Raw genomic sequence first — 13,558 nt, 5'->3', positions numbered from 1 at the left:
CGGGCGTTTCGGCCGTATGTGTTGACGGTGGTGCGTCGGCTTGCGGTCAGCGATGCGGCGCGTAGGAGGCGGGCCATGCCGACGCCGGAGATGGAGGCGTTCGCGCCGCTGTTGCCGTTCGAGGATCCGGTGTTGGCCGCGTTGGAGGCGTCGCTGGTGGGGCGGGCGTTCGCGGCGTTGCCGGAGCGGTGGCAGACGGTGTTGTGGCATACCGAGGTGGAGGGGGAGAGTCCGGCGCAGGTGGCGCCGTTGCTGGGGTTATCGGCCAACGGGGCGGCCGCGTTGGCCTGTCGCGCCCGTGAGGGGCTGCGCAAGGAGTATCTCCAGGCGCATCTGTGTGAGCAGGAGATGGCGCGCGAGTGCCGTCGGTGTGCCAAGAAGCTGGCGGCCTACCTGCGCGGGTCGTTGGGGGAACGGGACCGGAGTCGGGTCGAGGAGCACCTTGCCGGGTGTGAGCGCTGTCCCCGGTTGCTGCTGGAGCTGCGTGAGGTCTCCGGCCGGCTGCGCGGCATTCTGGCCCCGCTGATCCTGGGGCCGGTGTTCGCCGGCTACTTCGCCCCACTGGTCGAGGCATCCCAGGCGCCACCGCAATCGCAGGCACCACAGGCATCGCAGACCCCGCAGGCACCACCGGACGAGACGACGCATCAGGCGGCGGACGGCCCTGATCCGGGCGCGGACGGAGACTCCGGTGGTGGAGCAGCGGACGGAGACTCCGGTGATGGAGACGATGAAGGTACCGGCGCGGGGAGTGCCGGAGACGATGGAGGTACCGGCGCCGGGAGTGCCACGGGGGCCGGAAGCTCTGGCCCGGGCGCCGTCGCCGTCACCGTCTCGGTGGTGGCCGGCCTCACCGTCCTCACCGTGACCGCCGTGCTGATCCTGTCGCCGGGCCCGTCCTCGCACCCCCGCGCGGGCGGCAGGGAGCCCGCCGCGACATCCGCCCCCACGCCGCCGCAGCCGTCGTCGGCCGGCCCGTCGTCGTCCGGCCCGACGCCGTCCGCACCGATGGAGCCCGGCCCGGGCGGCCGTCACGCCCGGCCGCGGCCGAACCCGTCACGCAGCACCCCGCCAGGTGACTCCGACCCCTCGCAGGCCGGCACGCCCGCCCCGTCCTCCCCGGCTCCGACCCCATCCCCCCGGCCCCCGTCCGGTTCGGTGATGTCCGACGGCAGCTTCGAGTCGCAGGTCACCGGCCAGCCTGTGACGTACTACGGCACCGGTGACACCATCGGGCCCTGGCAGGTGGTCCAGGGCTCCGTGAACCTGGTCCGGTCGGGCCAGCTCCAGGCGGCGGACGGTCAGCAGTCGATCGACATGAACGGCGATCCGCCGGGCCCCGCCGCCGGGGCGATAGCCCAGACCTTCCCCACCACCGCCGGCCGGCCTTACACGGTCAGCTTCCGCCTCGCCGGCAACCCCACCTGCGCACCCGTCGCCAAGACCCTGCGCGCCGACATCGGCACGGTCACCCGGGACTTCTCCTTCGACACCACGGGGCACTCCGCGACCGACATGGGGTGGCGGGAGGAGACCGTGCGGTTCACCGCGCAGAGCAGCCGCACCACGCTGCGCCTGACCAGCACCACCGACCCGAACAGCCGGTGCGGGCCGGAGATCGACACGGTCAAGGCCACCGCGGGGTAGACCGGCCTCGGTCGACGCCGTCCTACGGGGATCCCGCGGCGTTCGTCCGGCCCGTGGGCCGGGCCCGGGCCTGGGCGGCCAGTGCGCGGACGCTGGGCGCGGGGCGCTGTGCGAGGCGGTGGACGCGCCAGGTGAGGAGATGTGCGGGGGACGGGGCGTCATCCAGATTGCAGTGGTGGACGGCGAACCGGAGGAGCCGGGCAGGCGGGTGGCCCGCGGCCTCGGCTTCGGCGAGGGCGGCGAACAAGGCGCTCCACGCCGGGTCGTACAGGATCTGCTGCGCCTGCTCGGGCACGGCTTCGTGGACGAGTTGCGCGTAGCGCGCCGGGCTCGCCGTCTCCGGCCCGCGCAGGGCCAGGGCGGTCAGGGGCTTGGCGGCGGCCAGGTCGTAGGCGGTCCGAAGGTGGTGCAGGGTCCGGCGGGCGGCGATGACCTGTTGGTCGTTCCGGCGGTGTTGATGCCAGCGGAGGGCGGCGTTGACGACGAGGACGGACGAGCCGAGGAACATCGCGAGCGCCGCGCCGTGTCCCCGCACGGGCTGGTGGCGCAGGGCCCGGACGGCGCTGCGCAGAGCGCGGGCGTGGGGGTGTGCGCGGAAGCGGGACCGGGCCCCGGACCGGGTGACGCGTTCGAAGGCGATGGCCGCCAGTTGGAGCTGGGGTCCGATGTCCGGGGGAGCCAGGGGCGGGAGGGCGGCGAGTGCCTCACCGAAGGCGGCGAGGTGGGCCCGCGCGGCGGTGTCGTCATCGTGGCGGAGGACCCAGGGTATGCGATCGGAGGCGGCGGTGGCCTGGTGCCAGGGATTGCGGGTGCGCAGGCCCGGGCGCGGGGCGGTCGACGGCGGATCGGTGGCGTCCCGGTCGTCGGGGGCGGCCGGCCGGCCCACGGCGGGACCGGCCGCCTCGCGCTCGTCGCTCTCGATGCGGGTGGGGTGCGGGACAGCCGCACGCTCGCCGCGGACCGCCGGAAGCAGGCCGTATGCGTGCTCGATGGCAGTGAGTTCTTCGTCGGCGGCGAGGTGTTCGTTCCCGTGCTGGGCAGGGCGGAGGCCTCCTCGTACGGTGGTGGCGACGATATGGATGTGGTCGTCGGCGTGCCGGATCGCGACCCACGGGCAGCCGTCGTCGCCTTCGGGGCCGGAGCCGGCGGCGCGCACGATGCGGCGGGCGATGGCCGCCCAGTCCTGGTCGGTGAGGGTGCGGTCCTCGGGTGCGGTGCGCACGGAGCAGTGCCACACGATCCGTCCGGGCGCCTGGCCGCCGCACTGGACGACCCTGCGGTTCAACGCCGCGACGAGCCGTTCCTTGGCGCCGTGGAAGTCTTCGGAGCGGCCCGGATCAGGCAGGGAGCCGTTTCCTGAAGCCACCAGGTGGGGGTCGATGTGCTCGTTGGCGAGACCGGGGCCGAAGAGGTAGGTGATCAGCTCGTGGGTGCTGTTGCTGCGGGTGATGTCGGCGATCAACGAGGCCGCCTTCCTGAACGCCATGCGGCCCGTGCCTCCGGGCCGCCTTGTTGCCGCCAGGATCGTGGCGCGCACGTGAGGGCGTAACGCCCACGAGGGCGTACTTTCGGGAACTCCACCTGGCCGACGGGGCGTTGGGGTACGGGGGTGACGCGGCCGCTCATCGCCGAGACACAGACCCGGTACGACAGCAACGAGCCCGGCAGGCGCGGCCGTTGAGCGCCCGCAGGCGCCCGCGGCCGCCGGTGAAGCCGGGCCGGGGCGTTGTGCGACCGATGGCGGTGCGAGCCGGCCGGCCGCCACCACCCCGGACGGGGACGGCGCGGCGGTCAACGCGGGCGGAGCTGCCCGGCTAGGGGGACGTCGAGGACGAAGACGTGGCCGATGGCGGCGTCCGGGTAGCCGTAGTCGACGTTCTTCAACCGCACCTGCCGCGGGGTGACCTCGACGATCTGCACGGCGATGGGCTCCGGGTGGCCGGGCAGGGACAGCAGCCAGTCCTGGGCCAGGTAGCCGAGTCCGGTGCGGTCCAAGCGACGGCGGGCGTGCTCTTCCTCGCTCGGGTCGCCGAGCGGGTGGCCGAGGAGCGTGACCGGAACGAACCGGCCGGGGGAGTCGTCGACGGGGCGTAGGTAGCCGAGGATTTCGTCGTCCTCGTGGCGGCGGTGGCAGGGCCAGTGCGGGGGGATCACAGCGTGGTGCTCCGGGATGTGACGGCGGCGCCGCACCCTACGGGGCGCGGGCACCGCCAGGGGCGGGATCGGACGGGGGCACGGTGGGGCGGGAAGGGTGCCCGGCTGTCGGGGCCGCGGCCCCGACAGCCGGTGACGGTCGGTCAGTTCAGCCTGGCGTCGGCGTAGACCGCCATCGCGTCCCGCTGGTACTCGGCCAGGCCGTCGGCGACCTGGTCGTAGGCCGCGCGCCACTGCGCGTCGTCGACGTAGTTCTGCCCGAGGGCCTTGAAGGCGCCCGCGTTCGGCGTCCACATCCGGCAGATGCCCTGGTAGTGGGCATCGACCTCGGCCTGTACCGCCGGGTCGGTCACCGCCGTCCCGGCCTGCATGAGCTCCGCCATGCGGACCATCGCCGCGGTCGCCGCACGCTGCATCCGCTCCCGGTCCGCCGCGGTGAGGGTGTCCGCGAACCGGGCCGACTGCTCCGCCTGGCCGGGCCACTGCCCGTGGGCGATCTCCTCCTGGCGAGCGGTGTCGAAGCCCACGAACAGGTTCTCCGGCCTACTGATCTTTTCCATGGCGTCGGTGTCCTTGCCTTCCTCCAGTTCGGCGATGGTGCGGTCGACCGTGCGGGCCAGCGCATCGAGCCGGTCCCGTTCGGCCACCAGCCTGCGCTGGTGCGCGCGCAGCGCGGTCACCTGGTCGACCTGGTGCTCCAGGACGGTCGCTATCTCGCGCAGGCCCAGGCCCAGCTCCCGCATCAGCAGGATCTGCTGAAGGCGCAGCAGCCCGGCCTCCTCGTAGTAGCGGTGACCGTTGCTCCCGATGTACGCGGGAACCAGCAGACCGACCTCGTCATAGTGCCGCAGCGTCCGGGACGTCACCCCGGACATCCGCGCCACGTCCGCAATCGACCAGGCCATGGCCGCACCCTTTCCTCGCCGGGCCGGTCTCTCCGGCCCCACAGACGACCGTAGAAGTTGACGCAGCGGCAATCGCAAGTCGTCCAGGAACATCGCCCGCGTGAACCGAGCAGCTCCATGTTCGCCGACCACAGCGGTCGCAGCTGTGCCGACGTCCGGGAACTGACGGTTTCGCAACGGCTGGTGGGCGAAGACGGCGGGGCCGGCCTCGACACCGGTTCGGGGCAGGGGCTAGCCGTCCAGCGAGAGTGCGTTCTTGGCATGCTCGACGGATGCCTCGGAGGCAGGTCCGCCCGGATTCTCCGTGGCCAGGGCCTGGTTGAGGCTCACGAAGGGACGCATCCGCTGCTCGTAGTGGGCGAACGCGGCGTGGTGATCGCCGTTTGCCTGAGCGAGGCAGTCGGCCAGCAGGTAGGAGCCGGCGAGGGCGAGGCTGGTGCCCTGCCCCGAGAGAGGGGAGGGGCAGTAGCCGGCGTCGCCGAGCAGGGCCACCCTGCCCCGCGACCAGCGGTCCATCCGGATCTGGGCCATGGCGTCGCAGTAGAAGTCCGGAGCGTCCCGGGCAGCTTTGGCCAGGCGGGCCCCTTCCCACCTCAGGGACGCGAGCTTGTCCGCAACGAGACGCCGCAGCCCACCGTTGCTGCGGACGTCATGACCAAGCGGTGCGGACTGGAAGCCGAAGGCGATCCTGAGCTCGGTGTTGTCGCGAACGGGCATGATGCCGAACCCCGCGTCGCCGTCGCGCAGCCACACCTGCCAGTGGTCCAGTGCGAGGAAGTTGTCCGCGCTGAACACCGAGAGGTAGCTGCCCAGGTGCTCGGTGAAGCGGTCCTCGGGGCCGAAGGCCAGGCGCCGAACGGTCGAGTGCAGGCCGTCGGCCCCGATCACGAGGTCGAAGGTGCGGGACGCCCCGCGGGTGAAGTCGACGTGCACGCCGGCCTCGTCCTCGTCGAGCGCGGTGATGCTGTTGTCGAAGAGGTACTCGACGTCTGCGCGGGTGTGTTCGTGCACCATGCGCACCAGGTCCTCGCGCAGCAGCTCGATGTCGTCGCTGTCGAGTCTGCCGCTGCTGAAGGTCGCCTCGGTGGAGCGGTCGATCTCGTGGCCGTCGGGGTCGAGGATCGACATGCCGCGCATCCGGGTGCGCAGCTGTCGGGCCTGTTCCAACAGGCCCATCCGCTCGACGACGTCGAGCGCGATGCCGCGGACGTCCACCGCCTGGCCACCAGGGCGCGGCGCCGGGGCGCGTTCGACGAGGGTGGTCCGGAAGCCGTGGCGGTGAAGCCAGTAGGCGAGCACGGGCCCGGCGATTCCGCCGCCTGAGATGAGAACGGTCTGCATGGGAAGCTCCTTCAGTACGCTGTACGCGGCTGAACGTACGGCGTACGCGCAGGGTCTTCAAATGCTCAAACGAGACGTCTGTGCTAGGGCAGTTGGCCTCCGTCCGGCGCCTTCGCTGATAGCCTCTGCACTAGTACAGGACGGGAAGGCGGCTGGACGTGACAGACCCCACAGGTGCATCCGGGCAGCCGCCCTATCTGCGCATCGTCGCCGGGATCCGCCGACGCATCATGGACGGGGAACTGGGCCCCGGGGACCGTGTCCCCTCGACCCGTCAGATCGCAAGGGAATGGGGTGTCGCGCTCGCCACCGCCACCAAGGCCCTGACCACCCTTCGCCTTGAGGGGCTGGTCGAGACCCGGCCCCGAACCGGCACCGTCGTGGCCGGAGCCGCTCCCGTCGCGCCATCCCGCAGGCACTCACCACCTGACCCACCCTCCGAACAGGAGCTGACCCTCGACCGGATCGTCCGCACGGCCATCGACATCGCCGATGCCGAAGGGCTGTCAGCGCTCTCCATGCGCGGTGTCGCGGCCCGGCTCGGCGTCGCCGCGATGTCGCCCTACCGGTACGTCCCCAGCAAGGACGACCTCGTCCTTCTCATGGCCGACGCCGCATTCGGTGACGAGGCCCCTCCCGCCGACGCGCCCGAAGGGTGGCGCTCCCGTATCGAGCTGGGCGCCCGGACCCTGTGGACCCTGTACCGCAGGCACCCGTGGCTGGCCCAGCTCGGTTCTCTCACCCGCCCGCTGATCGTGCCCAATCTGCTGGCCCACTGCGAATGGGCGCTGAGTGCCCTCGACGGCCACGGCCTCGATCCCACCACCCTGTTCGACATCCACGTGCTGCTCTACAGCCATGTGCAGGGCCTGGCAGTGCACCTGGAATGGGAAACGCATGCCGAAGCCTCCACGGGCCAGTCGGAGGACCAGTGGATGGACAGCCGGGCTCCGGCCCTACAGGAACTGCTGGCATCCGGCCGCTTCCCCACCTTCGCCAAGGTGGTGCGAGCCTTCGACGGCGGCTATGACCTGCGCCTCGACGCGGTCTTCGAATCCGGCCTCAAGGTATTCCTCGACGGTCTTACTCCCATTGTTGAAGGCTGAGGGCTCTCCCCTTGGGGCGTGTCCGATCCTCGGCTGCGTGGGCGGTATCCGGACAGCGCCGGCGATCCGTCTGAGCGCGTTCGGGTGTACGCCGACGCGCGGACGTTGCCGCCGGCTGCCCGGTGCGGATGATTGACCTCAGCAAGGCGGCGGAATCGCGGTCGGCCACTGCTCGTCCACGTCAACGGCCTGGTCTGCGCCCCGCCGGGCCCGAGGTGATCAGGGTGATCTGGAGGACTTCGACATGCCCGTGGCAAGCGCCGAGACGGACGTACTGATCGTCGGTGGCGGGCCGGTCGGGCTCACCGCCCGAGCGCTCCTGGAACGCTGGGGCGTGCGGGTTTTGCTGGTGGAGAAGCACCGTGAGTTGTCGCCCTTTCCACGGTCCCGGCTGGTCAACGTGCGTTCGATGGAGATCTTTCGCCAGCTCGGGCTGGCCGCCGGGATCACCGCGGCCGCGTTCGCGCCGGAGTACGGCCGTATCCGCTTCCGCGACACCCTGTACGACCGTGACTTCGCCACGGAGGCGATGGTCGGGATCAATGCGCCGGTGCCCGAGAGCCCCGCGCTCGGTGTGGTCACCTCGCAGGACCGGTTGGAACCCGCCCTGCTCGCCGCAGCGGACGCACAGGTGCGGTTCGGGGTCGAGCTGATCGGTCTGGCCGAGGAGACCGACAGCGTCGTGGCCCTGCTCGTGGACCGTCACAGCGGTGACGAGACTCGGGTCCGTGCCCGCTATGTGCTCGCCGCCGACGGCGCGAACTCCACCGTCCGGCAGCTGCTGGGAATCGACACCACGGGCCCCGGGGCGTTGGGGGGTGTCACCACCGTCGTGTTCGACGCCGATCTCAACCGCTGGTGCGCCCGCCAGCCCGCCGGGGTCTACTTCACCGCGCACGGCTCGTTCCTCCCGCTCTACCCGGAAGGAGGCTGGTCCTGGTTCGCCCCCACACCCGAAGACCCGGCGCGCGCCGACTGGCCCGGTCTCGTCTCGCGCGCCCTCGGCCCCAGTGCCGAGGTACGGGCCGAGGTGCTACGGGTTCAGCACTGGGTGATGAACGCGTTCGTCGCCGAACGCTTCCGCCATGGCCGGATCCTGCTGGCTGGTGACGCCGCGCACGCGATCCCCATCATCGGCGGTCTGGGCATGAACGCCGGCGTCGCCGATGCGCACAACCTGTGCTGGAGGCTCGCGGGCGTTCTCCACGGGTGGGCCGGACCAAGCCTGTTGGAGTCCTACGAGACGGAACGACAGCCGGTCGCCCACCAGACCCTCCGCCAAGCCGTGGCCAACACCCAGCTGCTGCTCCAGGTGCAGAACCGGCGCCGCGACCAGCTCCAAAGCGCCGAAGCGGCGGCGGCCCGGATCGAACTTCCCTGGTCGAAAGGGTTCTTCGCGCAACTGGGTCTGGTACTCGGCGTCGCCTACCACTCCGACGCCGTCCTCACCGACAACGGCACCCCACCCGAGCCACCCGCCAGCGGTACGGACTACGTCCCCACCACAGAGCCAGGCCACCGCATGCCACACCTCTGGCTCACACCCAACAGCTCCACGCTCGACACCTTCGGCGAATGGTTCACCCTCCTGACCCCGGACCCCACCCACTGGGAGCGACAGACCACCGCCACCACACCCTGGCCACTGCGCATCGAGACCCTTCCGCACGAGCACATCGACCTCTGCGACCTCCGCCGGCACGGAGCACTGCTCATCCGACCCGACGGCCATATCGGCGCCCGCTGGCGCGACCACCCACCGAGCGACGCCACCCTCCGCCACGCCCTCACGACCATCACCCGCTCGACGCCCCCCTGACGGCCCAGCACCCCACGCATCTGGCTGAAGTCGCCCGCGCGCACCGCCTCAGCCGTGATCATGTAAGAGAGCGGTCGATTCCCCGTCACCCCACTGCAAGGGATCGTGGCCGCTGGAGAGCCGGAGAAGCTCTACCTGCTACCTGCTACCTGCTACCTGCTACCTGCTATCCGGCCATCGGATACCCGGCCATCGGACCGTCGTAAGGAGTTCTCTTGAGTGACGCATACTCTCCCATCCCTGAACTGAACTTGCTGAAGGAGTTCCAGGACGGCCTCGGAGGGCAGTTCTTCTCGCCCGGATTCGAGCTGATCGAGTACGACCGCGGCCTGGACTGGTTCTGCGGCGATGCTCCCGACGCATACCTGGACCGGCTGATCCCCTTCGCCTACGCGACGTCCTCTGGCTCGTACTACGCCCTGTGGCGCTGTGACGACCGCACCGATCTCGCCACCCTGCCCGTCATCTTCTTCGGTGACGAGGGCGACCTCTGGGTCGAAGCCTGTGACCTGCGCGAACTCTTCCGGCTGCTCGCCGTTGAGCCGGACGACCCCGAGGACCGCGCGCGCCTCGCCTCCGCGCGCCAGAAGTATCTCGGGTGGCTGCACCAGAACTTCGGGCTCACGCCGCACGACGGCTCGGACGGCGCCGAGAGGGAGAGCCTGACCGAGTACACCCGGCGGTTCGCCGTCTGGGTCTCGGAGTTCGCCTCCGAAGACCTCCTCGATGATGTGCTCAGCGCGCTCGACGTGGAGATACCCACGCCCTGAGACCAACCAGGCCCCCCTCGGCCTGGTCGCTGGGACCCTGCGGAACCGAACATGGCCCGCAGGGTCTCGTGGAAGGCGGTTTCGGCGGCCCCTATGTGTTGTCGGAGACGAAGCCACGGGTGACGTGTGTCCCCGTCCCGTCGTCCTCGGCATGGTAGTCGGACTGGCCGACACAGTCGCTGTATTCGTAGTTGGCCCTGGTCGTGCCGTTGAGGCCACCCGCGTCGGTGCTCGTCGGTCCGCCGAAGACCACGTCTGACCTCGGCATCTCCGAGCAGCTGGGAATCCCGGCGTAGTACTCGACGAATCCGCCCTGGGAGCCCTGGAGGTTGCCGCTCCCTGCCGGCAGTGTGTAGGTCCCGAGGTGGGTGGACGCGCCGGTGACCGTGTCCGTTGCCGTTCCGGTCCAGGTGTCGTCCGCGGTCCGCTCGACCGTGATGTCGTAGCGGTGGCCGTACACGGCGTCGAAGTCGACCGCGCAGGTGACGCCCGGGCCGCCGTCGGCTCCTTCGTGGCAGTTCGGGTCGGTGGTGGACGCACCGGCGGTGAAGGTGGAGAAGCGGGCGGACAGTCGCTCGCCGCCGCCGCTGTTCTCCCGTGGTTGGAGGCCGGTGTAGCCCATGCCGTTGGCGAAGCTGTACTGCTGGGCGAAGTAGATGCCGCTCTGGTGGGCTGTGGCCTGGTTGACGGTGAGGGGGAAGGTGATGTTGGTCAGCCCCGAGGACGGGGTGTTGGGGATCGACCAGCCGACCGATACGTTCCCGCCGCCGACGGTGGCGGCTGGCGCCGGCGGTGTGACCGGGGTGAGCGTGAAGTCGTCGAACTGCTGGGTCTGGTAGCCGGTCACGCCCAGTCCCGCCTGGCCCTTGGCGAACGAGGAGTCGTTCGCGCTGCCGAGGGTCTTGCCGTCGAGGGAGGCGGTCAGTTTCTGGCCCTGCATCTTCAGCGACACCCTGTGCCACGTGTTCAGACCCGGAGCGCGGGTCTTCCCGCTGGCGAGGGTCGTGAACTTCCAGGAGGTGTCGCTCTTGTCGATCGACCACGCCCCGGTGTCACCGACCCGAAGGTGGTAGGCGTTCAGGCCGTTGTTGTTGCGGCCCTGCTGGCCGACGCGGCCCAGGAGCTCCACGCTGCCGCTCTTCTCCAGCATCGCGTCGGCCGTGACCGTGTAGTCGTCCCACGAACCGTCACCCATGATCGTGTAGGGGGCGTGGTAGGGCTCGTCGGTCCAGCGGATCGGGACGCTCGGCGCCATCTGCCGCAGGCAGGTGCCGGTGCGGCCGCCGCCGCAGTGCACGGTCTTGAAGGCTCCGTTCATATCGGAGAAGTACCTGGGGTTCGTGGTGGCCGCCGGCTTGTCGAAGTCGTCGGAGTAGGGCAGCTTCATCGCGGCGGCGGACGGGGGCTCGGCGGTGCCCTTGCCCTGGCCGGTGGTGGTCGTGAGGGTGTAGACGTGCCCCGGCTTCAGGGTGAGGGAGTAGGTGCCGTCGGACGGTGTGATGTCCGGGCCGGGGACGAAGTGGTCCGCGGTGTCGGACGACGTGACGTCGGTGGACCGGACATGGACGGTGCCGGTGGCCAGTCCGCCCTTGACGGTGAAGGTCGCGGTCTGTTCGGCCGTGGCGTCCATGGTCTCGATGACCGTGGAGTAGTCCCTGTTGTTCGTCGACTTCAAGGACACATAGCTGCCGTTGGCCTTGTCGCCGCCGAGGTATCCGCTCGCCGAGTCGATGTAGTGCCAGCCGGGCCGGGTGAACTGTGTGGTGTGCGCCGTGACCCAGGTGGTCTTGCCGATGTGGTAGTTGCCGGACCAGGGTTGCTGCGCGAGCGACATGCCGTCGGTCGAGAAGTGGAGGTTGGGGTAGATCGCGGCGATGACGGGCCAGTTGAAGTACGCGGTCATCTTGCCGTCGATGTAGTCACGGTTGATCGCCCGGGCCGCCGCCGGGGCGCCGGTGTCGGTGTCCTGGGAGCCGTTCTCGCTCGCCCACAGCGGCTTGCCCAGGCCCTGTGCGACGTCGGTGTTCGGGCAGGACGGGTAGTCGCCGAGGTAGCCGCAGGGGTAGTGGACGCCGACGACGTCGACCGCGTCCTTGAACGCACTGTCCGTCTTCATCGCGTCGGCGACCTTCCAGTCGCTGTCGGCCGCGACGACCTTGGTCCGGTAACCCTTGGCCACGAGCGTGGACTTGAGCGTCTTGTACCACTCGGCATCCCAGTTGCGCTCGTTCCAGCCGCCTACGTAGTCAATGGTCAGACCGTGCTTCCTTGCGCAGCCGAACCAGGACATCAGGTAATCGATCATGTCCCGGGACCAGAACTTGCCGTTGCCGATCCAGCCCGGCGCGCCCCAGGCCAGGCCCGCCAGTTTGATCTCGGGATTGCGGGCCCTGGCCTCTTTCGCGAGCCACCACTCGTAGCCCTGCTGGCAGTCCACCGCCCCGCGGGTGTGCTCGTGGCTGGGCTCGGCACCGTCGGTGGAGTTGGTGTCGCCGCCGATCTCCAGTTTCAGGACCTGGAGTGAGGCGCCGTAACCGGGCTTGAAGAGGTAGTCGAGGAGCTGACTGCGCTGCGGTTCCGGGTAGTCGACGAGCAGCCGGGTGTTGCCCCCGCCGCCGCTGATCGCCCCGACGCCGTCGAAGGTGAGGCCGGGCTTTGTGCCGTCGATGGTGACGGACGTGGCCGGAGCGGCATGGGCGAGCGGCGGGACCCAGCCGATCAGGGCGCTGACCAGGAGCGTCAGGAGGACGAGGAGAGGCGGTCGCCGTCGGGGGATGGAGGTCACGTCGACTCCAAGTGGGGGGATCCAAGGGGGAGTTGGAATGGCCGCGAGCGCTTGGCTGAGAGAGCGGCGTGATGCATGTGGAACTCATCGCTGAAGGCGGGAGCCGCTCAGGTGGTGCAATGTGGGCCGCCGCTACCCACAATCAAGCAACCTTCAACATGATCGAACAGATTCACTCATCTGTGGGGCGATGGTGGAGGATTCCGGGACCTCTGTCAACGCCCCGGGACAGAAGTGATGGCGGTGGATCGGACGAAGAACGCCGAGCCGCCTCTTCCGCAGGAGCAGTGCGCGCCCGCCGGTTCGTCCGCGCGAGCCGCAGCGGTCGCCGTGGTGACGGACGAATCGGCGCTCCTGCGCCAGCCTGCGCAGCGCCGACAGGGCGGGCTCCAGCGGGGTCGTCAGCAGTACGGCACGTTCCGCCAGCTCCAACGGGTCCTGGATGCCTTTCAGTTGCTCGTGCTCGGCCTGAGCGGCCGCCGTCGGCCTGCCGGAGGGCATCAGCCCCTCTGCGGGCCACCGTGGCGGAGGCGGGCGGGCGCGCCATTAGCGGTGCGTTAGTGCGTCATTAGTCGATCGGCAGCGTCGTGGATCACGGTGGAAGCGCAACGGACCCACTGCGCGCAACCCATCCCGACATGGGTGCGTACCACCACACGAGGGGGAGAGAGAAGAATGCCGCTCGCCGCCAGGACCCTCCGCCGCGGCCGCGGGGTCGCCGTCGGATCGCTGATCGCCGTGACGGCGCTCACGCTCACCGCCTGCCGGAGCGGCAGGGACTCCGCGTCCCCCGCCTCGTCGGCCGCCGCGCCCGCCGCGGCCGGCCGAATGTCCTTCTCGGGGCCGTAACGGAGCCCCGACATCTGCTTGTCCATCTCTCCGGGTGTCCCCCTTCTTTGGGCGTCCCCCTTTACCAGACCTTCGAACGAATGCGATGGGGACCGTCATGCGTGAATTCAGCCGCCGGCACATATTCGGACTCGGGGCGGGAGCGGCAGCCGCGCTCTCGGTCGCCGGCTGCTCGTCCTCCG

Annotated in this window: 10 protein-coding genes; 4 read left to right on the top strand and 6 right to left on the bottom strand. The window is 70.2% G+C overall.

Features of this window, described 5'->3' with window-relative positions; genetic code table 11:
* A partial coding sequence (locus tag AB0C96_RS42515; protein WP_362925608.1) for a choice-of-anchor C family protein occupies positions 1 to 1,647 on the top strand: 1,647 nt, incomplete at its 5' end.
* Between the two features lie 22 nt (positions 1,648 to 1,669).
* On the opposite strand, the gene AB0C96_RS42510 is transcribed toward AB0C96_RS42515, so the two are convergent.
* From AB0C96_RS42510 to AB0C96_RS42495, 4 genes are all read right to left on the bottom strand, one after another.
* Positions 1,670 to 3,133 (bottom strand): mobilization protein, encoded by a 1,464-nt coding sequence (locus tag AB0C96_RS42510; protein ID WP_362925606.1) that lies wholly within the window; start codon positions 3,131 to 3,133, stop codon positions 1,670 to 1,672.
* 305 nt (positions 3,134 to 3,438) lie between these two features.
* The gene (locus AB0C96_RS42505) at positions 3,439 to 3,801 is read right to left on the bottom strand and encodes a hypothetical protein (protein ID WP_362925605.1); all 363 of its coding nucleotides are present in this window, start codon (positions 3,799 to 3,801) and stop codon (positions 3,439 to 3,441) included.
* Positions 3,802 to 3,944: 143 nt separating this feature from the next.
* The gene (locus tag AB0C96_RS42500; protein WP_362925604.1) at positions 3,945 to 4,706 is read right to left on the bottom strand and encodes a MerR family transcriptional regulator; all 762 of its coding nucleotides are present in this window, start codon (positions 4,704 to 4,706) and stop codon (positions 3,945 to 3,947) included.
* A 231-nt stretch (positions 4,707 to 4,937) separates the two neighbouring features.
* Positions 4,938 to 6,047: an FAD-dependent monooxygenase gene (locus tag AB0C96_RS42495; RefSeq protein ID WP_362925602.1), complete on the bottom strand. Its 1,110-nt coding sequence runs from the start codon at positions 6,045 to 6,047 to the stop codon at positions 4,938 to 4,940.
* Between the two features lie 158 nt (positions 6,048 to 6,205).
* Between AB0C96_RS42495 and AB0C96_RS42490 the strand changes: the two genes are divergently transcribed.
* The 3 genes from AB0C96_RS42490 (at position 6,206) to AB0C96_RS42480 (ending at position 9,742) form a co-directional block, all read left to right on the top strand.
* Complete coding sequence (locus tag AB0C96_RS42490; protein WP_362925600.1) at positions 6,206 to 7,153, top strand: TetR/AcrR family transcriptional regulator C-terminal domain-containing protein; 948 nt, start codon at positions 6,206 to 6,208, stop codon at positions 7,151 to 7,153.
* A 244-nt stretch (positions 7,154 to 7,397) separates the two neighbouring features.
* Entirely contained in the window at positions 7,398 to 8,972 is a 1,575-nt protein-coding gene (locus AB0C96_RS42485; RefSeq protein WP_362925598.1) for an FAD-dependent monooxygenase, read from the top strand.
* Between the two features lie 215 nt (positions 8,973 to 9,187).
* Entirely contained in the window at positions 9,188 to 9,742 is a 555-nt protein-coding gene (locus AB0C96_RS42480; protein WP_362925596.1) for a hypothetical protein, read from the top strand.
* 91 nt (positions 9,743 to 9,833) lie between these two features.
* Here AB0C96_RS42480 and AB0C96_RS42475 read toward each other — a convergent pair whose 3' ends face one another.
* On the bottom strand, positions 9,834 to 12,527 hold the full coding sequence (locus tag AB0C96_RS42475; protein ID WP_362925595.1) for a galactosylceramidase: 2,694 nt from the start codon (positions 12,525 to 12,527) through the stop codon (positions 9,834 to 9,836).
* Between the two features lie 557 nt (positions 12,528 to 13,084).
* Positions 13,085 to 13,402 (bottom strand): hypothetical protein, encoded by a 318-nt coding sequence (locus AB0C96_RS42470; RefSeq protein ID WP_362925593.1) that lies wholly within the window; start codon positions 13,400 to 13,402, stop codon positions 13,085 to 13,087.
* Positions 13,403 to 13,558: the final 156 nt, after the last annotated feature.

This window comes from Streptomyces sp. NPDC048506, from assembly GCF_040651315.1.
Classification (GTDB): domain Bacteria; phylum Actinomycetota; class Actinomycetes; order Streptomycetales; family Streptomycetaceae; genus Streptomyces.
This window is presented reverse-complemented; position numbering and strand designations above follow the sequence as displayed.